A 23200-nucleotide genomic window follows, 5' to 3' on the forward strand; every position below is an offset into this window, starting at 1 on the left:
TATGATTAAATCACGCCTCACCAAAAGTATATTTCGACTCAATTCTAAAGCCACATCACTGTACTTCATATCACTATAAAAAAATCAATGAAATTAGAATTCTCACTATTTATTCTAAGTATTTTTTTGTAATTGTGAAAATGTGATAGCTCTATTCAAGACAAGAAAAAAGGGCTATATAAATAGCCCTAAGCGAGTCTTTTGCATTATTTGATTAAGATTTCGCGCTGTCCAGCAATTTTTGCCAAGTTGCCAAAACCAGTACCTGATCCGGCGGAGTCAACTCTCCTGCCTTGATTGCTTTATGAACGCTCTCTTCAACACGCTGGTGAAGCTGTTCGGCAGTATTAGCACCTTCTTGTTCCAGCTCAGCAACAGCCAATGTCAGATGCCCGCGGAGATATCCACCAGCAAATAATTCATCATCACTGGCATGTTCAACCATGTCATCAATTTGCGCCAGAATGCGTGTTTCAAACTCTGCGAGCATTATTTTTCCTCAAAATCTATTTCAATTAGCAAAAGGATCTTCCGGGTAAGGAAAATGTTCTGCTTTTAGTGGGGGCGTATTGTAAAACGATTGCAGTCCCTGAATAAAGCGCGCTGCGCGCGTAGGGATTCCATTTTCAAGATATTGCATAACTTGCTCATGCACTTTGCGATGAAAAGCAAGACGATCCGGCTCAAAGTCGCCTTCGAGATTGTCACAACTGACGTTGAAGGGAAAATCGGCTGCAACACAGAATAACCATTCCAACGACTGCGGCTTGATTTCCACTTTTTCAAACTCACCTTGTGTTTGAGCATCACGCCCGTCAGGACAGTACCAGTAACCAAAATCAACCCGTTTACGGCGCTCTTTACCCGCAATGCACCAATGCGAAATTTCATGCAACCCACTGGCATAGAAACCGTGGGCAAATACAATTCGGTTATAGCTCACGTCATTATCTGCGGGCAGATAAATCGGCTCATCATCACCTTTTATTAAACGGGTGTTACAGTCATCGCTAAAGCAATTATCAAAAATTTCAATCAGTTGATGATAATGATGTGCAGTCATGTATTAATGCAGGTTCCTAAAATCAAAAATAAAACGCCAACCAAGAACGGATAGTATCTCCATGATGTTCATAGAGAAGTTTGATGCTCATCAAAAAAGAAATCGTGACCAGCATTGGGCGGATCAATTTTTGTCCTCTGCTCAGAACTAAACCAGCACCGAGCCGCGCACCAATAATTTGCCCTATCAGCATCACAAAACCTACCAACCATAAAACCTGCCCGCCCAGGATAAAGAACCCCAGCGCACCGATATTGGAGGCAAAATTCAATATTTTGGCATGAGCAGTGGCTTTTGCCAAATTGTAGCCACAAAGCATGACATAAGACAGAGCGAAGAAAGAACCGGCTCCCGGCCCAAACACGCCATCGTAAAAACCGATCCCACACCCAGCAAAACAACCGAATGCAAGAGGGCCGAGGCGACGTTGCCGATCTTCAGCTCCGATATTGGGGACCAATAGAAAATAAAGACCGATGATCATCACCAGTATCGGCAATAAATAACGCAGAAAATCAGGAGAGACAAATTGAACCAGCAAAGCACCCAACATGGCACCAATCAGTGTCATAACAATCGCAAAACGCTGAGAGCGCCAATCCACCACTCCGCGGCGGATAAAGTAAAGGCTGGCAGAAAACGAACTTCCCGCTGCCTGTAGTTTACTTGTTGCCAGTGCCTGAACAGGAGAAACACCCGCCGATAATAGAGCGGGAATGGTCAATAATCCCCCGCCACCAGCGATAGAATCGATAAAACCCGCAACCATTGCAACCAAAAAAAGAATTCCGTAAATTTCCGGACCTAAGAATGACCATTCCATTATTCATTTCACCAGAATACAGATTATCTATTATCATGATGTCTTTCGGCATCGACCAGAGCTTATGTCAGGAGTACTCCTGATTTACCAGCGTGTTTACCAACGTACCAGTATTTACCAACGTACCAGTATTTACCAACGTAATAGTGGCGATGTCACATCAGCGCATTGCGCCCGCTGACGCAGTAAGTGATCCATCAATACAATCGCCATCATCGCTTCTGCAATGGGTACTGCACGGATGCCAACGCAAGGATCATGCCGACCGCGAGTCACCATATCCACTTCTTCACCTTGTCGATTAATTGTTTTGCCGGATACCATAATGCTGGATGTCGGTTTCAGGGCGATATGCGCAACAATCGGCTGGCTGCTGCTAATCCCGCCCAGAATACCACCAGCATGGTTACTGCTGAATCCTTGGGTTGTGATTTCATCACGGTTTTCGCTGCCCTGTAAGTTAACGACACCGAAACCATCACCGATTTCAACACCTTTCACCGCGTTAATACTCATCAGGGCATGAGCGATATCTGCATCCAAACGATCAAATACGGGTTCTCCCAATCCTGCGGGGACATTTTCGGCAATCACAGTGACTTTTGCACCGATGGAATCCCCTTCTTTTTTTAGGGAACGCAGCAATTCATCAAGTTGAGTCAGTTTACTTTCATCTGGGCAGAAAAACGGATTTTGTTCAACGAGATCCCAATTGTTCAGCTCGCAGTGAATATCCCCCATCTGGGTCAGGCAGGCACGAATGAGGATGCCGTGTTTTTCAAACAGGTATTTTTTGGCAATTGCCCCAGCCGCAACGCGCATGGCAGTCTCACGGGCAGATGAACGTCCGCCGCCACGGTAATCACGCAGTCCATATTTTTGTTCATAGGTATAGTCAGCATGTCCCGGGCGGAAAACATCTTTAATCGCACTGTAATCTTGTGAACGCTGGTCGGTGTTTTCAATCATCAGGCCAATGCTGGTACCTGTCGTTACTCCATCAAAAACACCGGAAAGAATGCGAACTTGATCTGGCTCACGGCGTTGTGTGGTATAACGGGATGTTCCCGGGCGACGCCTGTCCAAATCGATTTGTAAATCAGTTTCTGTTATCGCAATACCCGGTGGCACGCCATCAACAATACATCCCAATGCGATTCCGTGAGATTCACCAAATGTAGTGACACGAAAGAACTGCCCAATACTATTTCCTGCCATTCCTACCCTGCCATCATTATTTATGCGTTAAAAATGAGATCGAACAACAATAACTCACTCAATGATTAAAACCTATCTTATTTCAGCAATTTTATTTGACTTTAATGCCATTAAGTATCTGTTTTAACCATTGAGTGATGTGAAAAAATATCAGTCTTTGAATTGTTGGAAATATTCCTGATGTTCAACAAGCTGCCGGCGACTCAGCACGAAAACACCATCACCATAATCATGTTCGAATGTCAGCCATTTAAATGGTACGTCAGGGTATTGCTCAATCAGGTGCACCATACTATTACCCACTTCACATACCAGTATTCCATCTTCCGCAAGGAAATCCGGGGCAGTTGCCAGAATACGACGAACCAAATCCAACCCGTCAACACCTGCAGCCATGGCTAATTCAGGTTCATGATCGTATTCCCGGGGAAAATCACTCATATCTTCTTCATCGACGTAAGGAGGATTAGTGACAATAATGTCATATTTCACCGATGGTATATCATGAAACATATCTGAACGAATCGGGATTACACGGTGAGAAAGCTTATGATTCTCTATATTTATTTCTGCAACTGCCAACGCATCAGGAGAAATATCAACAGCATCAACTTCGGCTTCCGGGAAGGCATGGGCACAGGCAATTGCAATACAACCGCTTCCTGTACAAAGATCCAAAATGGCCGATGGCTGACGTGAGATAAGTCCTTCAAAGCGGTTTTCAATCACATCTCTAACCAATGAGCGTGGAATCAAAACCCGCTCATCGACATAAAATTCATGACCACAGAACCAAGCTTTATTTATCAAATAAGCAACAGGAACACGTTCATAAATACGACGCAAAACAAGTTCCACAATGCGCTGACGCTCTGTTAATGTCAGACGTGAAGCCATCATTGAATCAGGGACATCCATAGGCAAATGCAATGAGGGAAGAACTAATTGCAAAGCCTCATCCCACGGATTACATGTAGTATGTCCACAATAGATATCCGATTCGCTAAAACGGCTGGTAGACCAACGCAACATATCTAAAATGGTACGCAGCTCTGCAACAGCCTCATCGACTAAGATCTTATCCAAAAAACACCTCCAAACAACAAAAAAGATATATCAACTCGTTAGTTTGCCATGATCCCGAACACAAATCAGCTTTCTTAGCACAGGAATTGTCTTAGGATAAAATGGTATTTACAAAATATATTTATAAGACATTGTATTAAGAAAAAGATCTTTCAAGGGAAGATAACGCCACTGAAAATAAAATGTATTCGGGAAGGCAAAAACCACCCTATATAGATAGGGTGGTAGTGAGGTGGCTAGCTATTACCTGTTTTTTTCACCCATAGGTAATAGCTGATTGTCAGCAAGGCTATCCATACAATTCCAACGTACAATGCAATTCGGGTACCGGGGAAATATCCCAATACACCAATCACGAATGCCATAAATGCAATGGTCAGTACGGGTGCCACAGGCCAGAAAGGAACAGGGAATTTAAGCTGTTTCGCTTCTTCTGCCGGCATCTTACGACGCATCATATATTGTGACAGCAAAATCATCAGCCATACCCAGACGGTTGCAAAGGTTGCAATAGAAGCAATGATGATGAAGATTTTTTCCGGCAGAAAATAATTCAAAACGACACCCAGTAATAAGATCCCTGACATCACCAATACTGTAACCCACGGCACACCATTTTTCGTGAGTTGCGTGAAAGAAGCGGGAGCCTGTTTTTCCTGCGCCATCCCGTACATCATGCGTCCGGCACCAAAGATATCACTGTTGATCGCGGAAATTGCAGCCGTAATCACAACGATATTCAAAATATTCGCCGCTGAATCAATGCCCAGACTGGAGAATATCTGAACGAACGGACTGCCATTTTGTCCTATTTGATTCCACGGATAGATGCACATCAAAACAAACAGAGTCAGGACATAAAACAGCAAAATACGGAATGGAACCGCATTAATTGCCCGTGGGATGGATTTTTCCGGATTTTTCGCTTCACTGGCGGTAATACCGATAACTTCAATACCGCCAAATGCGAACATAACGACCGTAAATGAGGCGATAACTCCCGCCATGCCGTTTGGCATGAATCCGCCATGTTCCCATAAATTTGATAGACCGGTAACGTGTCCTGCTTCTTGACCGAAGCCATACATCATAAGGGCAAAACCACCGACAATCATGAAAATAATCGCCGCAACTTTGATGATAGAAAGCCAGAATTCCATTTCACCAAATACTTTCACATTACACAGATTTATCGCCCCAATGAAAAAGACGATACCAAGTACCCAAATCCACTGCTCGACATGGGGAAACCAAAGTTTCATATAAATGCCAAATGCAGTGACGTCGGCAAGACAAACAATCAGCATTTCAAAAACATAAGTCCATCCGGTCAGAAAACCTGCCAATGGCCCTAAATAATGGGTCGCATAATAGGAGAAAGATCCCGGCGCTGAACGATGAACTGCCATTTCCCCCAATGCCCGCATGACCATGAAAACCGCAGCACCACCAATCGCATAAGCCAGTAATACCGCAGGCCCTGCTGCTTTTATGGCTCCCGCTGAACCATAGAAAAGCCCTGTGCCAATTGCCGAGCCCAGTGCCATAAATCGAATGTGGCGAACGCTTAAGCCTCGCTTAAGTTGTGAAGTGTCTTGCATGATTTATCCTTGTGTCTTTTATTATTAGATTGGGAAAGATAAATACTACGATAAGGCCGGTTTTTATCCCGGCCTAAAACGATGTGTCGGTGCTTTAGTTTTCTAAAATTTTCCCAGCAGGCAGCAATGCAGAAAGTTGCTGTTCAGCCAACAGTTGAATGGCTTCATCGATATCCGGGGCAAAAAAGCGATCTTTATCGTAATGTGCAACTTTATTACGCAGAATATGACGCGCTTTTTCCAGTATAGGGCTACTCCGCAAGCCGTGACGAAAATCCATGCCCTGACAAGCCGTTAACCACTCAATCGCTAAAATTCCCCGTACGTTATCCGCCATTTCCCATAAACGACGCCCCGCAGCGGGTGCCATCGAAACGTGATCTTCCTGATTGGCGGAAGTTGGCAAACTATCAACGCTGGAAGGATGTGACAGCGCTTTGTTTTCGCTTGCCAGCGCTGCCGCAGTCACCTGTGCAATCATAAAACCGGAGTTTACACCGCTGTTTTCGACCAAGAATGGCGGCAACTGGGACATATTGCTATCCATCAGCAAAGCAATGCGACGTTCTGATAATGAACCAATTTCTGCCAACGCGATAGCCAGATTATCCGATGCCATGGCAACAGGTTCTGCATGGAAATTACCACCAGAAATCACTTCATCTTCTTCAGTAAATACCAGCGGATTATCGGAGACAGCATTGGCTTCAACCATGATCACACCAGCCGCGTGGCGGATCTGGGTTAAGCAAGCACCCATCACTTGTGGCTGACAGCGCAATGAATAAGGATCTTGAACTTTTGAACAGTTTTCGTGGGATCCAGAAATACCACTCTGTTCTTCCAATACCAGACGATAAAGGATTGCCACATCAATTTGGCCTTTCTGACCACGCGCATCATGGATACGCGCATCAAACGGCTTGCGGGAGCCCAGCGCGGCTTCAACCGACAATGCGCCACAAATAATGGCTGATGCGAGCAAGTCTTCTGCGGCAAAAAGTCCTTTCAACGCAAAAGCGGTTGAAGTTTGTGTGCCATTAAGCAATGCCAGTCCTTCTTTTGCCACCAGACTGATCGGCTTGAGTCCCGCTTTTTCCAGAGCCTCTTTTGCCGGCAGCCATTCACCACGATAGCGGGCTTTGCCTTCACCTAACAATAACAGGCTCATGTGCGCCAACGGCGCCAGATCCCCAGAAGCCCCGACCGAGCCTTTACTTGGAATCCAGGGATAAACTTCAGCGTTAACCAAAGCCACCAATTCCTGAATGACTTCCAGTCGGATACCAGAATAACCCCGGGCAAGGCTGTTGATCTTCAATACCATAATCAATCGGACGATATCATCCGACAAAGGCTGCCCCACACCCGCAGCGTGTGACAAAACAATAGAACGCTGTAATTCTTCCAGATCTTGCTCTGCAATGCGGGTATTCGCCAGCAAACCAAAACCGGTGTTAATACCATAAGCGATTCTGTTTTCGCTGATGATGCGATTCACACAAGCGACGCTGCTTTCAATGGCAGGGAAGCATTGCTCGTCTAAACGAATGTGAACAGGATGCTGATAAATATGGCGCAATTCTTCAAGCGTCATTTTTCCGGGCTGAATAATAATGTTTTTCATATTAATAACGCTCCTTACTTTGCATCAATCATTGGCAGGTTAAGTCCCTGCTCTTTCGCACACTGGATAGCCAGCTCATAACCAGCATCAGCATGGCGCATAACACCCGTCGCGGGATCATTATGCAAAACACGGGCAATTCGTTCCGCAGCTTCATCAGTACCATCGCAGACAATCACCATGCCGGAATGCTGTGAAAATCCCATGCCAACGCCGCCACCATGATGCAGGGAAACCCATGTCGCACCACTGGCGGTATTCAGTAAGGCATTCAGTAACGGCCAGTCAGAAACGGCATCGGAACCATCCTGCATGGATTCGGTTTCGCGGTTAGGACTGGCGACAGACCCTGAATCCAGATGGTCACGACCAATCACGATTGGAGTAGACAGTTCTCCACTGCGTACCATTTCATTAAATGCCAACCCCAGTTTTGCGCGATCACCTAATCCCACCCAGCAAATACGCGCAGGCAATCCCTGAAAGCTAATGCGTTCTCTCGCCATATCCAACCAACGGTGTAAATGGGCATCATCTGGCAGTAGCTCTTTGACTTTAGCATCGGTTTTATAAATATCTTCAGGATCACCGGAGAGTGCCGCCCAACGGAAAGGCCCGATGCCACGACAAAACAGGGGACGAATGTAAGCAGGAACAAATCCCGGGAAATCAAAGGCATGTTCAACACCCGACTCTTTCGCCATTTGACGAATGTTATTACCATAATCGAAAGTAGGTATGCCCTGTTTCTGGAAAGCTAACATGGCTTCAACATGCGCAGCCATTGAAGCTTTCGCTGCCTGAATCACGATTTCAGGTTCAGTCTCAGCACGGCGGCAATATTCTTCCCATGTCCAGCCTGCTGGCAAATAACCATGTAATGGATCATGGGCGCTGGTTTGATCTGTCACCATATCAGGACGAACGCCACGACGTACCAACTCAGGTAAAATCTCTGCTGCATTGCCGCACAATGCTACTGATACTGCCTTACCTTCCCGGGCGTAGCGTTCCATACGTGCCAAAGCATCATCCAAATCAACGGCCTGTTCATCCACGTATTTGGTACGGAGGCGAAAATCAATGCGACTTTGCTGGCATTCTATGGTCAGTGAAGAAGTACCAGCCAACGTTGCAGCCAATGGCTGTGCGCCCCCCATGCCGCCCAGACCCGCAGTCAGTACCCAGCGTCCGGTCAGGTTACCGTTGTAATGCTGACGACCCGCTTCCACGAAGGTTTCGTAAGTGCCCTGAACAATGCCTTGACTACCGATATATATCCAGCTTCCTGCCGTCATCTGACCATACATTGCCAGACCTTTGGCATCCAGCTCGTTAAAATGTTCCCATGTCGCCCAATGTGGAACCAGATTCGAGTTGGCAATTAATACACGCGGTGCGTTTTCATGTGTTTTAAACACACCGACAGGTTTACCCGACTGTACCAGCAGCGTTTCGTCATTCTCCAGATTTTTCAAAGCATCAACGATCTTTTCGTAACATGCCCAATTTCTGGCTGCACGACCAATACCGCCATAAACCACCAGTTCACCGGGATTTTCAGCCACATCAGGATCAAGGTTATTCATAAGCATACGAAGTGGTGCTTCTGTCAGCCAACTTTTTGCTGTGAGTTGTCTTCCTCTGGGGGCCCGAATGATTGCGTTGCTGAATTTATTATTTTGCGTCGTCACGGTTTTTTCCTATTTCATATTTATCAATTTTGTTAATTGTATAGTTGTATATACATGTAGATTCAATAGAAAAAAATGTGACATTGATAAAGTTAATAACATGGAATTCATTATCATTTATGACCAAAATCAATGAGATAGCACTCATTAATTCTGTGATAGAGAGAGGAATATTTTTGCTGGTTTTGTGTTTTATATCACATTAAATTTACATTATCGTTACAACAATTATGAGAAACCTCTTCGTCCCGACAAAAGGAAAAAGAGGTTTTTTACACCAATATGAACAAGCTGAGAACAAATTATGAACTAAAGTGCCCTTTTAATTTATATCGATGTCCGGGAAACAGTAACTTAGCACTCGAAACAATATACTCTTTCGACCAAGTTCGGCGGCTGATTAACAAACAAGGCGTATTCTCCTCAATTTGCAGTAATCGGCAAGAACGGGCATCCCCTGCAACCGCTTCAACGATATGCTCCCCTTCGGTCAAAGGCGCGACTTGTGATAAGTAATCATGAGCCGTTTGCCGGCTGAAATCTTGTCTCAGATATTCCGGTGCAGCCTGAGCATTAACATAGCGATCTTCAATTTGGACAGGCACATCATTTTCATAATGCACAATAATGGAATGGTAGATAGGGGTATCTATCGCAATATTAAATTCTGCCGCCTGAGTCATATTGGCATTCACTTCAGACAATTTAAGCACTTTACAGTTATGCCGATGATCACGCGAAGTAATTTCATCCGCAATACTGTGGATCTCAAACAAAGCAGACTGCCCTTTTGGTTCAGAAACAAACGAACCGACGCCTTGTAAACGGAATAAAAATCCTTCGGCTGTCAGCTCCCGCAGCGCTCTGTTAGCCGTCATCCGACTACAATTAAATTGCTTAACTAATTCCGCTTCTGAAGGAACCCGATCATGGGGTTTCCATTCCCCTGTATAGATTTTCTCAATGATCGCTTGTTTGACTTTCGCATATAAAGGCACAGGTTTGACAAAGGTATCGGCTAAATCAGCTTTCACTATCAATTCCTTCTTACTTTTTATCCGTGCCACTGTTATCTATTCCACCAATGCACCAATTGCCAAGCCAGCCGGGCTGCCGCTTTGCCTCCCATTCCTTGAATGTCATACAAAGGATTGAGTTCGACTAAATCCACAGCCTGCAATTTTTTGCTCTGACAGATGAGTTGAACTAACGGCAACAAACGTTCTAATGGAACCCCTAACGCAGCAGGAGCAGAAACTGCCGGCATTTGCCAAATTGGCAGTACGTCCAGATCGATAGTCATGTAAATGATATCAACTTGATTAATGATGTCTTGTAGTTGCTGCTGGACTTTATCCAGCATGTGTTCGACACAGTGTGTATCCCAAATGATTGTGACATCAAGATGATTGGCTTCGTCCAATAATGCTTGTGTATTCGATGCCAGACTCGCCCCAACGCAGGTATAATTAAATGGTCGCTGGTGTTGCTGACAATAATGGGCAAGCTGCCGGAATGGGGTTCCTGATGTGGGTTGCGGTGAGTTTCGCAAATCCAAATGCGCATCAAAATTGATGATACCGATACGCTGGGTCGGAAATGCACGATAAATCCCCATTCCATGAGCAAATGCCGTTTCATGCCCCCCACCAAAAATCAGTGTTTTCATATTATGCTGCTGGCATTCATATACCACATCACTGAGAGCATCTTGCGCTTCACTCAGCTTTTCAGGATTGGCGCGAATATTACCTAAATCCACCAGCCGATCATGCCCCTCATAACTCGCCAGATTTGCCAATGACTGACGCAGATATTCAGGGCCTAATTTTGCTCCCGAACGACCTTGATTGAGTTTAACGCCTTCATCACACTCAAATCCTAATAATGCAATGTGCTGAGGAAATTCTTCCGGGGAAAAACTGGCTGGTTGTTTTATTGTCTGGAATAGACGCAAAGCATTATCCGCTTCTGCAAGATCATTACGCCCCTGCCAAATGTTTTCCGATGTTGGATGCCATAAATTCATAGTTTTTTCCTTTTATCATTCATTATCACAAACGCGATTTAAGTGATCATGACGCGTAATTTCACCGCGATAAACACGATAATCCAATGGATTGCGTCCTAGTTCATATAAAATATCAACTGGGTTATGGGCATCCCAGACAATAAAATCCGCCATATAACCAGCAGCTAATTGACCGTGACTATCTGCTCTCCCCAATGCACGGGCCGCATGGGTTGTCACGCCCATCCACGCTTCTTCTGGCGTTAATCCAAACTGGACGCAGGCCATGTTCATAATCAAGCGCAAAGAGGTAAAAGGACTGGTCCCCGGATTAAAATCCGTCGAAATTGCCATAGGCACACCATATTGGCGCAATAATGCAACAGGTGGCCGTTGAGTCTCTTTCAGGAAGTAAAATGCCCCTGGCAGCAATACCGCAACGGTTCCGGAACGACCGATAGCTTCAATTCCTTTTTCATCCAAATACTCAATGTGATCAACTGACAAGCCTCGATATTCAGCAACCAGTTCACTTCCGCCCAAATTAGAAAGTTGTTCAACATGGCCTTTTACGGGAATTCCCAAACGTTTTGCTGCATCAAACAGACGTTTAGCCTGGCTGAGATTAAAACCGACAGTTTCACAGAACACATCCACGGATTCGAATAACCGTTTCTGCCAAAGCGTGGGAAGGATAGAATCACAAACTAAATCAATATAAGCATCAGGGTCATGTTTATATTCAGGTGGAACAGCATGGGCAGAAAGTAGTGTCGGACTAATTTCGATAGGATTTTTCTGTGCCAATGCCCTTACGACATTTAACTGTTTTTCTTCGTTTTCCAGATCCAGCCCATAACCTGATTTCATCTCAACTGTTGTTACCCCTTCAGCAATCAATGCATTGAGGCGCTTCTGGGCAGCAATTTCCAATTGTTGTGATGAACTATTTCGAGTGGCATTCACAGTGGCATTAATCCCTCCTCCTTTAGCACTGATTTCTGCATAAGAAATGCCATTCAAACGCTGTTCCCATTCAGATGCACGATTACCACCAAAAACTAAGTGCGTATGACAATCGATCAAACCAGGGGTGATTAACCGCTGTTTTACATCGATAATTTCACTCTGGTGAGTTGGTATGCTACCTGTTGGCAAAACGGCTAAGATCTTTTCATCCCGAACAATAAGATCATGCTGTTCCAACATCCCATAATGACTTTTGCCATCCATGTGCTTAATGATAGGGTTCATTGTGGCAAGTCTGGCGTTACGCCAAATAACATCGCTATCTTTCAGTTCAATCGACATTATTATCTTCCTGTTATATTTTCTTATTTGTATCAATCTTCAAGTTGTATATACATTTATTTTATAACCAAACCCGATTGTCAAATCATTTTGTGAACAGTTTGTTACTTAAGATGATAGCGGCTAAGAAAAATCACAAAAATCAGGTACACTTACTAAAATTTGTGAGTGAATTAACGTGTAATGAAGAAGAAAAATCTATTAAACGAAGAAGACATTAATCTATTCAGAACGTCGGTTACAGGAACCCGGCGCATTGTTCATGATACGGTTTCCCACATTCCGAAAAGAAAAAAAATTAGCCATGTCGCTCCTGAACGTCTGATGCAAGAGCAGGTTGATGCCAGTTACTACTTTTCTGATGAGTTTCAACCTAATCTCGATACCGAAGGGCCAACCCGCTATGTCAGGGCCGGCGCCAATCATTATGAATTGAAGAAGTTGCGGCGCGGAGATTATCCTCCTGAGTTGTTTCTCGATTTACATGGTTTAACGCAATTACAAGCCAAACAAGAGATTGGAGCCTTAATTGCGGCCTGTCGCCGTGAACATGTCTATTGCGCCTGTGTCATGCATGGTCACGGTAAACATATCCTCAAGCAGCAAACACCATTATGGCTTGCCCAACATCCTGATATTATCGCCTTCCATCAGGCTCCTAAGGAGTGGGGAGGCAATGCTGCATTGCTTATTTTGGTAGAGATGGATGAATTTATTCAGCGTTAATTTATCTTCTGTATGAAGTTAGGTTTTCGCCGCTAACTGTGCCGGAGAGGTTTGCCACAACAGGCGGCCTTTCTCTGTTTTGTGATCCAGTTCCACACAAGCAATGCTGGAGGTAGCAAACATTGGCGGAGTTTGTCCTGAGACTAGTTCAGAAACCAGATAACCAACCAATGGTAAATGGGAAACCACCAATACAGCTTTATGCCCTTGTGTCGCCAAAACTTGTAAATAACTGGCGACCAGCGCGACATCACCCGATGGCATTAATTCATTTAACACTTGTTCGCTATCAGATAATGTCAGATTTTCACGAACAACCTTTAAAGTCTGCTCAGCGCGGATGTAAGGACTAACTAAGACACAATCAATATCAGGCGATTGTTGCGAAAGCCAATGAGCCATTTTCTGTGATTCTTGCCATCCCCGGGGAGTCAGCTCTCGTGTTGCATCACTGATTGAATCTACAGCAGCATCACCGTGACGCATAATAAAAATATACATAATTCACCGTTTAGTTGATTTCAGAACTGGTCTCAATATCTGCTTCAATATACGGACTATCTCTATACAATAAAACACAGTCAGATATTATTTATGTAACCTATTGATTTTCAATTATTCATCATGATAGCTAAATAGTATTATCGCGATGTTTTTTGATGAAAAAATATCAATTAGGATTAACAGGCATTCTGCCCTAAATAAGACACATAGCCTGAAAAAAAAGAATAATAACTTGATTTTAATGAGATATTATCGAAGACCACCGAGAGTATCATAAAAAATTAAAGCCGTTACAATCTGACAACAGAATATAACGGCAATATTGTGATCTATTAGGTATATACGCAATTAACTTCAAATTGCAGGAAGCAGCTTATGTTCTCCCAGTGCCGCGGGGAGAACATAAATGCATCTTGATGTACGACGAGCACAGAGAATTTTACAAATAAAATCGTCAGTTATTCATAAAATTTCTTTTTCTGTTCAGCCATCTGAACTAACTGATCGCAGGGAGAAAATCTTTCCCCATATTGCGATTCCAGACGACGTAATATTTCTACGACTTTATCGCTGCCAAGTTTATCAATATAACGGAATGGTCCTCCCAGAAATGGAGGAAAACCGATGCCAAATACAGCACCAATATCACCATCACGAGGACTTCTGATAATCCCTTCATCCAAACAGCGAACTGCCTCATTCAACATAAGCATCACGCAACGCTGGGCAATCTCAGCAGGTAACATCTTGACCACTGGTTTAATTTTTAATAAGGAATAAATAGAGGCATCCGCTTCTTTGGATTTTTTGCCAAAAGACCTGAATAGGCCTTTTTTATTCGCATACGAATAGAAACCACGACCGTTTTTCTTACCTTTCCTATTATCTTTTAAAATAGATTCCAACATCTCTGGAGCCGCGAATCTACTTCCGAGCTGCTCCACTAAAATAGGAATAATCTTGGTACCGACATCTATGCCAACTTCATCCAGCAAATTGATGGGGCCAATAGGAAACCCGAAATCCACCAAGGCCTTATCGATATGCTCAATCGGTTCACCTTCCACTAAACAATAACCAGCCTCATTAATATAAGGTGTCAGGATCCGGTTGACGTAAAACCCAGCTTTATCTCCGACAACAATGGCTGTTTTTCCCTGCTTCTTAGCCAAAGCCACAGCCGTTGCAATCGTCTTTTCACTTGTGCCCGCATGTGGAATAACTTCCACTAACGGCATTTTATCGACAGGACTAAAATAGTGGAGACCGATAATCTGCTCTGGCCGAGTGGCAACTTCAGCAATCTTGTGAATGGGTAACGAAGAGGTATTGGAAGCGAAAATAGTTTCAGATTTCGTATTTCCTTCAATTTCGGAAACCATCTTGCGTTTTAATACCAAATCCTCAAATACAGCTTCAACCACAATATCAACTTGCTTAAATCCGCTGTAATCGGTCGTACCAGTCAATAAAGACATCTGGCGAGATCGTTCACTTGATTTCAAACGACGCTGTTTTACCCGCTTAGAAAGGAGATCCCAAGTATATTTCAGTGCCTGATTGATACCTTTCTCATTGATATCCTTAATACGGACAGGAAGATTGCCTCGTGTCATAGTTACGTTGGCTATACCTCCCCCCATCAAGCCACCACCCAAAATACCCACATTGGTAATCCTGGCAGGCTGTTCTGAAGAGCCGGTTTCATTTTTTAGCGTCGTCGAAGCAAAAAACAAGCTCCGCAATGCGGCGGATTCCGGTGACATAGCCAATTCACCAAATGCTTTGGCCTCAGCCTGAAAACCGCGATCTAATCCTTTTTCCAAGCCTGTACGGATCACATTGATGATTTTTTCTGGTGCCGGATAATGACCGTGAGTTTTTGCCCGCGTTTTTTTATGCACCGTATGGAATAGCAGGGGCCTGCCCAATGCGCTCGATAACATACGCTGTGACCATGCTAATGGCTTACGCTTGGCAATGCCTTTTTTAACACACTGCACAGCAACATCCAGCAGAATATCCAAGGGAACGGCATCATCCACAACACCCAGTCGTTGTGCCTGCTTTGCCCTGAGTTGACGACCCGTCAGTATGATGTCCAAAGCAGCAGTAACACCTATCAGGCGTGGCAATCTCTGAGTACCTCCCGACCCCGGCAGAAGACCCAACTGAACTTCCGGCAGACCCAGACGCGTTTTATCATCCAAAGAACAAATACGGGAATGGCAAGCCAGTGCCAATTCCAGTCCGCCCCCCAAACACGCCCCATGAATGGCGGCTACAACAGGTAAAGGGTAATTCGCAATCTGTGCAAATAGTTTTTGCCCTTTCTCAGCCAATTCTGTCGCTTCTTCCTGAGTTTGGCAGCCCGCTATCATGCTGATATCTGCACCAGCAATGAAAGTATCCGGTTTACCGGATATAATCACCAATCCTTTCAGACCGGAAGTTTGTTGGGCTTTCTCAAACACCCTTAAAAACTGTTCAACAAATTCAGCTTTCAGCGTGTTCACTTTCTCGCCGGGAACATCAATGGTGATAATTCCCACCTTGTCATCTCTGACAGAAAAATTGAACACTGATTGATCTTGTTGCGTCGTTGACATAACCGTTTCTTTTTCAGCCTGAACCATTATTCTACCTCCAATACCATTGCTGTCCCCAAACCACCTGCGGCGCAGGCTGTTGTTAGCCCAAACCCGCCACCACGGCGACGCAATTCATTCAACGTCTGGGTAACCATTCTCGCCCCTGTCGCAGCAAACGGATGCCCATAGGCAATTGAGCCACCCAATACATTGAATTTATCCATATCCACTTCACCGATTGCCTGACTACGCCCCAATTTTTCGCGGGCAAATTTTTCACTGGCAAACATTTTTAAATTCGTCAGTGTTTGGGCAGCAAATGCTTCATGCATATCAATGAGGGTAAGTTCATTCAACGTAATACCTGCACGATCCAGAGCCAGTGGTGTCGCATAAGACGGTCCCAATAGCATATCCTGCCAGACATCAATCGCAGAAAACGCATAACTACGTAGATACCCTAATGGAGTCATTCCTAACGCTTTAGCAACTGACTCACGCATCAACATAACAGCAGCTGCACCATCAGTCAGCGGTGTACTATTCGCTGCCGTGACGGTGCCATGTCTGCGGTCAAAGGCAGGGCGTAATTTTGCATAAGAGGATAGAACTGAATTTTTTCGAACATTATTATCTTCTGCTAATGTTTCGCGGTAGGGCGGGAAATGTGGCGATACGATTTCATCATTCAACAACCCCTGTTCCCAAGCCTTAGCAGCCAATATATGGGAACGATGCGCCAATGCATCCTGATCTTCACGGCTGATATGATAGGCTTTTGCCATCTGCTCCGCCGTATCTCCCATCCTTAATCCCGTTGAATATTCTGCTACAGCAGGAGATACCGGCAATAAATCACGAAACTTCAATCGACTGAGTAATCTTATCCGTTGGGATAAGCTTTTGGCTTTGTTCATATCAACTAAAGTGCGGGCCAGTGTTTTGGTGACTCCAATCGGCAAAACAGATGATGAGTCAGCGCCTCCGGCGATCCCTATATTGATAGTGCCCGCCATAATACTTTCAGCCACATTCGCAATTGCCTGAAAACTCGTCGCGCAGGCACGGGAAACGCTATAGGCATCCGTATTCACACTCAAGCCTGAGCCTAAGACAATCTCTCTTGCAATATTGGGGGCTTCCGGCATTTGAACAACTTGCCCAAAAACCAATTGGTCGATCTTCTCAGGCGACAAACCGCTTCTGATGACCAGCTCACTGACGACAGATTTCCCTAAATCGACAGCCGGAATACCGTGGTAGAAAGTTGCTTGTTTCGCAAAAGGAATGCGTAACCCGCTGACAATAGCAACCCGTTCCTTTTGCTGTGTTACCTTTGTTGAAGAACGACCCATAGCAACTCCTGAAAATAATTATTAATTAAATCAATTGATTGATTAGAAATATTTACTCACCTCACAAGAGGTCAGACCTGATGGAGCATTGTTAACGCAATGTTGGGAAATAGCAAACAGGAATAAACTAAAAATGCGAGCAAGCGCAACTTTAAGGCATTTATAATTTATACAACTTGGATGGGCAATGTGCGATAGAAATACAAATAAAAACCATTATTTACAATCATTGACAACTCATTTTCCCACTGCTTTAAAATCACAAAACAATGGGAAAACCGCAATTCAAGTGGACTAGCGTAATCCTAACTGAAAGATCAAGGCTTCTGCCTGACAACTAAAAGTGAAATCCACAGATAATTGCATTCCACCATCAACTGCTTCAATTTTGTGATGTATAACACATGGATCTGATTCCACTTTTTTTGCCTTCTCAGTCAATGTATTAAGCATAACTTCCGCTTCTTTTCCATTAACAAAAATATGCTGATAAGAAGCAATACAGTCTTCATTATCGATGATTGTTCCTACATCAACACAACAGCAAGCAGCAGTTTCTTCTGCATTACAACGGTTAATTGCATCAGACATTTTTTATTTCTCCAACTATCAAAACTTGCTGATAATTTTACGTTGTGCCAACAGCTAATAACCAGTATTTACGCTGTTTAAGTCGACTTATCTCACTATTTATTGATCTCATCACGTTAATAATCACTTGTTTACATTCCATTCACATTGATTGTCGATTTTTTGTTAAGCGCATCCCATTTTAGTAATCATCTTGGCTATATATTGAAAACACTCTTGCAACATATTCTATTATCAGGCCTATACTTCGTGCACTGGTCTGATTTGTCATTATGGCAAACCGACTCTACAATCCCGCGCTCTCAGCTACTTGAGAGGTAGCATGTTAATAATAATTAAACAATGAGGTTTTGGTTATGAACCAGAAAAACCTGTTTACACGTTCAGCATTAGCATTGGCGATTGCAGTTATTTCATCCAACGCTAGTGCTGCTGGTTTTCAATTGAATGAGTATTCAACATCAGGACTCGGTCGGGCCTTTTCTGGGGCAGGTGTCGTTGCAGACAACGCATCCGAAGGCAGTCGTAACCCTGCGGCCATGACCTTATTTGATCGTCCATCTTTTTCGGGCGGTGCAATTTACGTCAACCCGAATGTTGATATTACAGGGCAGTCCCCTGCGACTAAAAGTAGCACCGATGCTAAAAACATTGCACCACATGCATGGATACCAAACCTGCACTTTATTACACCAATTAATGATCAATGGTTTGTCGGTGCATCTGCCACTTCCAACTTCGGCTTAGCAACCAGTTTCAGCAATAACTACGCGGCTGGCCTGATTGGCGGTAAAACCGATCTTAAAACCGTGAACCTAAACCTAAGCGGTGCTTACAAGTTAAATGATCAGTTCAGCTTTGGCTTAGGTGTCAATGCTGTTTATGCTGATGCCAAAATCACTCGCCATATGGGCGAAACAGGCCCTGAGTTATCCAAAATGCTAGGACTCAATCTTTCGCCAAGCTCCGAAGGCGCTAAGTTGGAAGGAAAAGATTGGGGCTATGGCTGGAATGCGGGGCTTCTGTATCAATATGACGAAAATAACCGTTATAGCCTGACTTACCGTTCAAAAGTCAAAGTCAAGTTTAAAGACGGGGATTACCGCAGTGATTTGCCGAATAAATATTTTGACAATGGAACTGATGGCAAAACAGTTAAGGGCAAACTGGATCTGAACTTGCCTGATATGTGGGAACTTTCAGGTTATAACCGCGTTGCACCTCAATGGGCTATTCACTATAGTTTCCTATACACTGGCTGGAGCGAGTTCAAGGAATTAAAAGCAACAAGAAATGATACGGGTAAAGTTGCATTCCAGAAACATGAAGGCTTCCGTGACGCTTACCGCATCTCACTGGGTACAACCTATTACTATGACGATAACTGGACATTCAGTACCGGTATTGCCTTCGATGAAAGCCCAGTACCTGCCCAAAATCGCTCTATCTCCATCCCAGATCAGGATCGTTTCTGGTTAAGCGTTGGAACAACCTATGCATTTAATAAAGATGCCTCTGTTGATGTCGGTGTTTCCTATATGCGCGGCAAGAAAGTCCGTGTTAGTGAAAAACTGAAAGACGAAGGTATGGCTGCACCGTTCAATTCATCATATGAGTTCGATTCCAAGGGAACTGCATGGCTGTACGGCGCGAGCTTTAACTATACGTTCTAATTCCCGCCCCAACTAAATGCAGTAATCTAAAAAAGGATAGCGTGAATGCTATCCTTTTTGTTATGGACTCCAGATTAATCAATGGAATCCAATTCATCCTGAATACTTGCTGCATTAGGATTCTTTTCTGGTTCCAACTTACCGCCATTAGCCATAAAATCATGGCGCTGGAAGTAAGCATTACGCATCATCAAATAAGGGTCTGAAGAGTTCTTTAACAAGCCGTCAGAATCCAGCAGACGGGCACGAGTTTCTATGCCACCGACGACCCATTTTCCTACCGACATCCAACCTGTGAGATAACTCAGCACAGGATAAGTCATATCCGCAAAATTACCGCCTTCATCACGCAGTGTAAAACTACCGTAACCGGGCAGAACAACATAGGGGCCATAACCCATATCATAGTACCCTAGTGTACTACCAAAACGCATCGGATCTTCTTTTGCCAATTTAGGGTTCGCCATTGCAGCAACATCAATAAACCCGCCCATACCCAACAAAGTGTTCAAAAAGAAACGGTTAAAATGTTTCGCACCTTCATGGATATCGCCACGTAAAAAACTGTTAACCATGCTGGCTGGCTCTTCAAGATTGCTCATAAAATTACCGACACCATTTCGCGCAGGCATTGGTACATAATTACGCCAAGCTACAGCAACAGGTCTTAGAACATAAGGGTCGAGAACATCATAATTAAAGTTGAACATGGCACGGTTAAAGCCTTCCAGTGGATCTGAACGCCCTTGATTCACCGAACTCGATGAACTGGCACATCCAACTAGTAAGACTGCTGTAAGAGCAACCCCGCTCAGACGATACTTCATATTGTTCTCCACATAATCACTTTTAGACATTGACTCTCACACCACATACCGATCAATGTACCCAATATGTTAAATATACTGCCACTTTTTTATTAATGGTAACTCAAAAGAGCGGTGATTATATAGGCAAACAGTTTTCAGTACCTTATCTCCGGCAAAAAAAACAGGTATACTATTATTTCGCTGTCCTCTTAGTTAAATGGATATAACGAGCCCCTCCTAAGGGCTAGTTGCAGGTTCGATTCCTGCAGGGGACACCATTCTACAGTTCACCGCAGTTCTTATCCGTTCGCAAAATCCTTTAAAATCATATCTCATACATAAATCACCGTTCGTAGAAGTTCGCATTAGTTCGTTGACAGCCGCACTCTTATCTGGGTAAATTTTGGGTAAAGAATTTTACCCAATGCTCACTGTAAAACAGGTTGATTCAGCTAAACCAAAAGAAAAGCCATATCGCCTATCAGACAGTAACGGTCTTTATCTATATGTTCCGTTATCTGGTAAAAAGGTATGGCAGCTTCGTTACCAATTTGGTGGCAAGGAAAAAATTCATACAGTAGGTAAATATCCTGAAATATCTCTTGCAGAAGCTAGAGGCAAGGTGTTCGAATTAAAAAAAGAACTAGCTAATGGGATAGATCTATCAAAAAAGAATATACTCACAGATAAGCCCAAAGATACCTTTTCATTTATCTATCATGAGTGGTATCAATTCAAGCGTGGCGTCTGGTCTGAAAGATACGCAAAAGAACTACAAAGTATGTTTCAGAATGACATTTTGCCAAACATTGGTCATATGACAATGGAAGAGATAGAGCCACTAATTCTACTCAAGGTGATACGTCAGTTCGAAGAGCGCGGAGCTATGGAAAGAGCATGTAAGGCTCGGCGTAGATGTGGGGAGGTATTCAGATATGCAATAGTAACAGGACGAGCAAAATATAATCCTGCGCCAGATTTAGCTGACGCAATGACCGGGTATAAAAAGAAACACTATCCATTCCTGACGGTAGATCAAATTCCCTCTTTCAATCAGGCACTATCCTCATATTCAGGTAGTATCATCTCAAAAATAGCCACCCAGATTCTACAATACACAGCGCTGCGCACTAAAGAGCTACGAAGCATGGTATGGAGTAACGTTGATTTTAATAACAAGCTGATTACCATCGCGCCTGAGATAATGAAGAATCGGAAATTGCACGTAGTTCCAATGTCGAATCAGGTCGTCGAGTTACTCACAGTTCTGAAACCAATAACCTCCACTATTTCTGATTTTGTTTTCGCTGGTAGAAATGACAAGAAAAAACCAATTTGCGAGAATGCTGTTTTACTGGTAATTAGACAGATTGGCTATGATGGAATTGCCAGTGGTCATGGGTTTCGACACCAGTTTAGCACTATCCTCAATGAATACGGATTTAGCCACGATCTGATTGAGCGTCAGTTAGCACATGTTGATCGTAATAGCATTCGTGGCATATATAACCACGCTCAATATCTCGATAAACGCCGCGAAATGATGCAATGGTTTGCTGACTACATTGACAGGATATCAGGGACAAAGTGATTCACCATAAGGCAAAATCCTGCCCTTTAACATATGGGGTAATTACCTGAAAGGGTTTTCCGATTTGAAGTCGGGAAACTTGCACCATGCAGGAAATAAGATATATCAAAGAGTTTAAAGAGGACAATTATCCCCTTTAACGTAACCTGTTGATTTTGCTTATTTCCGTCACAGGAACGGAAATTAATGAAATCAAGGGGTTAAAAGGTGAGAAATCTCACCTTTAGGCAAGTGGCTGATTTTGTTTAATTACTGCTCAGAGTGGGAGTAGTGGTTTCCCGCTATAGACACGCAAAGCTACTTCCATCTCCACGTATGTCACGAATTGGATAGCATTCTTTTACGATGCGACCATTTAAAAATACTACACAGTAATAATGATAATTAGGAACATTCTTAGCTATACTAAATTGTTGAGTTAGATACCCTTCTAAGTTCGCTTTACCAAACACACTATAAATTGTCTGAGCAATCTCTGAGGAGGGGTGCACTCCAACTGCTCTTGTATATGCTCTAATGTAAAGATTATTCAGATATCGAGATAATAACGAGGCGAAAGAAGTTGATCTAGGTGGCAATGATATTAAAAGGCTCGCATTTATATTGTAGTTTGAATTTGACGTCCGACAAGAAACAAGCCGTATGCTATGCAATTTGTTAACGTTCGTCCATAATGGAATATATTGGGAAAGCTGCTGCGGGGAATATGAGCAATTATTAATCACAACGCCTCCCGCTGCTCCATATCCATGACAAACGATAGTCAGCCGATTTTTTCCTTGTGCTTTCCTATGTGGCTCTTCAAATATATAAGAGTCTGGATATACGCGGATTAACCTGATCATGTTGATATCCTCCCTCTTCTCAGGAATACAATAAATCTACTCCCCCTGCGTGACTATGTAAACTTTATCCTAACCTGAATC

19 protein-coding genes and 1 tRNA gene are annotated in these 23200 nt (G+C 43.7%); 4 read left to right on the forward strand and 16 right to left on the reverse strand.

Annotated elements, in window-relative coordinates:
- Positions 1 to 214 precede the first annotated feature (214 nt).
- From FE394_RS10185 to hutI, 11 genes are all read right to left on the reverse strand, one after another.
- On the reverse strand, positions 215 to 490 hold the full coding sequence (locus tag FE394_RS10185; RefSeq protein ID WP_319926281.1) for a YfcL family protein: 276 nt from the start codon (positions 488 to 490) through the stop codon (positions 215 to 217).
- 21 nt (positions 491 to 511) lie between these two features.
- The gene (locus FE394_RS10190) at positions 512 to 1063 is read right to left on the reverse strand and encodes an elongation factor P hydroxylase (RefSeq protein ID WP_319926282.1); all 552 of its coding nucleotides are present in this window, start codon (positions 1061 to 1063) and stop codon (positions 512 to 514) included.
- 22 nt (positions 1064 to 1085) lie between these two features.
- Positions 1086 to 1886: a sulfite exporter TauE/SafE family protein gene (locus FE394_RS10195; protein ID WP_319926283.1), complete on the reverse strand. Its 801-nt coding sequence runs from the start codon at positions 1884 to 1886 to the stop codon at positions 1086 to 1088.
- Positions 1887 to 2018: 132 nt separating this feature from the next.
- Entirely contained in the window at positions 2019 to 3104 is a 1086-nt protein-coding gene (aroC, locus tag FE394_RS10200) for a chorismate synthase (RefSeq protein WP_319926284.1), read from the reverse strand.
- A gap of 150 nt (positions 3105 to 3254) precedes the next feature.
- Entirely contained in the window at positions 3255 to 4190 is a 936-nt protein-coding gene (prmB, locus tag FE394_RS10205) for a 50S ribosomal protein L3 N(5)-glutamine methyltransferase (protein WP_319926285.1), read from the reverse strand.
- A gap of 236 nt (positions 4191 to 4426) precedes the next feature.
- The gene (locus FE394_RS10210; RefSeq protein WP_319926286.1) at positions 4427 to 5791 is read right to left on the reverse strand and encodes an amino acid permease; all 1365 of its coding nucleotides are present in this window, start codon (positions 5789 to 5791) and stop codon (positions 4427 to 4429) included.
- Positions 5792 to 5885: 94 nt separating this feature from the next.
- Positions 5886 to 7418 (reverse strand): histidine ammonia-lyase, encoded by a 1533-nt coding sequence (gene hutH, locus FE394_RS10215; protein ID WP_319926287.1) that lies wholly within the window; start codon positions 7416 to 7418, stop codon positions 5886 to 5888.
- 14 nt (positions 7419 to 7432) lie between these two features.
- Positions 7433 to 9112 carry a urocanate hydratase gene (hutU, locus tag FE394_RS10220; RefSeq protein ID WP_319926288.1) on the reverse strand — a complete coding sequence of 560 codons (1680 nt, stop codon included), beginning with the start codon at positions 9110 to 9112 and terminating at the stop codon, positions 7433 to 7435.
- A 302-nt stretch (positions 9113 to 9414) separates the two neighbouring features.
- Positions 9415 to 10149: a histidine utilization repressor gene (hutC, locus tag FE394_RS10225; RefSeq protein ID WP_319926300.1), complete on the reverse strand. Its 735-nt coding sequence runs from the start codon at positions 10147 to 10149 to the stop codon at positions 9415 to 9417.
- A gap of 32 nt (positions 10150 to 10181) precedes the next feature.
- The gene (hutG, locus tag FE394_RS10230; protein ID WP_319926289.1) at positions 10182 to 11141 is read right to left on the reverse strand and encodes a formimidoylglutamase; all 960 of its coding nucleotides are present in this window, start codon (positions 11139 to 11141) and stop codon (positions 10182 to 10184) included.
- Positions 11142 to 11156: 15 nt separating this feature from the next.
- Positions 11157 to 12434 carry an imidazolonepropionase gene (gene hutI, locus FE394_RS10235; protein ID WP_319926290.1) on the reverse strand — a complete coding sequence of 426 codons (1278 nt, stop codon included), beginning with the start codon at positions 12432 to 12434 and terminating at the stop codon, positions 11157 to 11159.
- A gap of 183 nt (positions 12435 to 12617) precedes the next feature.
- Here hutI and smrB point away from each other — a divergent pair, with 183 nt between their 5' ends.
- On the forward strand, positions 12618 to 13160 hold the full coding sequence (gene smrB / locus FE394_RS10240) for an endonuclease SmrB (protein ID WP_319926291.1): 543 nt from the start codon (positions 12618 to 12620) through the stop codon (positions 13158 to 13160).
- 18 nt (positions 13161 to 13178) lie between these two features.
- On the opposite strand, the gene sixA is transcribed toward smrB, so the two are convergent.
- From sixA to FE394_RS10260, 4 genes are all read right to left on the reverse strand, one after another.
- Positions 13179 to 13661 (reverse strand): phosphohistidine phosphatase SixA, encoded by a 483-nt coding sequence (sixA, locus tag FE394_RS10245; RefSeq protein ID WP_319926292.1) that lies wholly within the window; start codon positions 13659 to 13661, stop codon positions 13179 to 13181.
- A 461-nt stretch (positions 13662 to 14122) separates the two neighbouring features.
- Positions 14123 to 16300, reverse strand: a complete 2178-nt coding sequence (fadJ, locus tag FE394_RS10250) for a fatty acid oxidation complex subunit alpha FadJ (RefSeq protein ID WP_319926293.1) — start codon at positions 16298 to 16300, stop codon at positions 14123 to 14125.
- Positions 16300 to 17610: an acetyl-CoA C-acyltransferase FadI gene (gene fadI, locus FE394_RS10255; protein ID WP_319926294.1), complete on the reverse strand. Its 1311-nt coding sequence runs from the start codon at positions 17608 to 17610 to the stop codon at positions 16300 to 16302. Before fadI ends, fadJ begins: the two co-directional genes overlap by 1 nt.
- 294 nt (positions 17611 to 17904) lie before the next feature.
- Complete coding sequence (locus tag FE394_RS10260) at positions 17905 to 18201, reverse strand: YfcZ/YiiS family protein (RefSeq protein ID WP_319926295.1); 297 nt, start codon at positions 18199 to 18201, stop codon at positions 17905 to 17907.
- 356 nt (positions 18202 to 18557) lie between these two features.
- Here FE394_RS10260 and fadL point away from each other — a divergent pair, with 356 nt between their 5' ends.
- Complete coding sequence (gene fadL, locus FE394_RS10265) at positions 18558 to 19874, forward strand: long-chain fatty acid transporter FadL (protein ID WP_319926296.1); 1317 nt, start codon at positions 18558 to 18560, stop codon at positions 19872 to 19874.
- Positions 19875 to 19948: 74 nt separating this feature from the next.
- Here the strand turns inward: fadL and mlaA are convergent, their stop codons facing one another.
- Positions 19949 to 20701: a phospholipid-binding lipoprotein MlaA gene (mlaA, locus tag FE394_RS10270; RefSeq protein ID WP_319926297.1), complete on the reverse strand. Its 753-nt coding sequence runs from the start codon at positions 20699 to 20701 to the stop codon at positions 19949 to 19951.
- A 185-nt stretch (positions 20702 to 20886) separates the two neighbouring features.
- On the opposite strand from mlaA, the gene FE394_RS10275 reads away from it, so the two are divergent.
- Positions 20887 to 20961 (forward strand) — tRNA-Arg (locus tag FE394_RS10275).
- Positions 20962 to 21107: 146 nt separating this feature from the next.
- Positions 21108 to 22274, forward strand: a complete 1167-nt coding sequence (locus FE394_RS10280) for a tyrosine-type recombinase/integrase (RefSeq protein ID WP_319926301.1) — start codon at positions 21108 to 21110, stop codon at positions 22272 to 22274.
- Positions 22275 to 23200 lie beyond the last annotated feature (926 nt).

It is taken from the genome of Xenorhabdus littoralis (assembly GCF_033949345.1).
Lineage (GTDB): Bacteria > Pseudomonadota > Gammaproteobacteria > Enterobacterales > Enterobacteriaceae > Xenorhabdus > Xenorhabdus littoralis.

Coding starts and splice junctions, on each gene's coding strand:
- FE394_RS10185 (WP_319926281.1), bottom strand. CDS start 490: ATGCTCGCAGAGTTTGAAACACGCATTCTGGCGCAAATTGATGACATG.
- FE394_RS10190 (WP_319926282.1), bottom strand. CDS start 1,063: ATGACTGCACATCATTATCATCAACTGATTGAAATTTTTGATAATTGC.
- FE394_RS10195 (WP_319926283.1), bottom strand. CDS start 1,886: ATGGAATGGTCATTCTTAGGTCCGGAAATTTACGGAATTCTTTTTTTG.
- aroC (WP_319926284.1), bottom strand. CDS start 3,104: ATGGCAGGAAATAGTATTGGGCAGTTCTTTCGTGTCACTACATTTGGT.
- FE394_RS10210 (WP_319926286.1), bottom strand. CDS start 5,791: ATGCAAGACACTTCACAACTTAAGCGAGGCTTAAGCGTTCGCCACATT.
- hutH (WP_319926287.1), bottom strand. CDS start 7,418: ATGAAAAACATTATTATTCAGCCCGGAAAAATGACGCTTGAAGAATTG.
- hutG (WP_319926289.1), bottom strand. CDS start 11,141: ATGAATTTATGGCATCCAACATCGGAAAACATTTGGCAGGGGCGTAAT.
- hutI (WP_319926290.1), bottom strand. CDS start 12,434: ATGTCGATTGAACTGAAAGATAGCGATGTTATTTGGCGTAACGCCAGA.
- smrB (WP_319926291.1), top strand. CDS start 12,618: ATGAAGAAGAAAAATCTATTAAACGAAGAAGACATTAATCTATTCAGA.
- sixA (WP_319926292.1), bottom strand. CDS start 13,661: ATGTATATTTTTATTATGCGTCACGGTGATGCTGCTGTAGATTCAATC.
- fadJ (WP_319926293.1), bottom strand. CDS start 16,300: ATGGTTCAGGCTGAAAAAGAAACGGTTATGTCAACGACGCAACAAGAT.
- fadI (WP_319926294.1), bottom strand. CDS start 17,610: ATGGGTCGTTCTTCAACAAAGGTAACACAGCAAAAGGAACGGGTTGCT.
- FE394_RS10260 (WP_319926295.1), bottom strand. CDS start 18,201: ATGTCTGATGCAATTAACCGTTGTAATGCAGAAGAAACTGCTGCTTGC.
- fadL (WP_319926296.1), top strand. CDS start 18,558: ATGAACCAGAAAAACCTGTTTACACGTTCAGCATTAGCATTGGCGATT.
- mlaA (WP_319926297.1), bottom strand. CDS start 20,701: ATGAAGTATCGTCTGAGCGGGGTTGCTCTTACAGCAGTCTTACTAGTT.
- FE394_RS10280 (WP_319926301.1), top strand. CDS start 21,108: ATGCTCACTGTAAAACAGGTTGATTCAGCTAAACCAAAAGAAAAGCCA.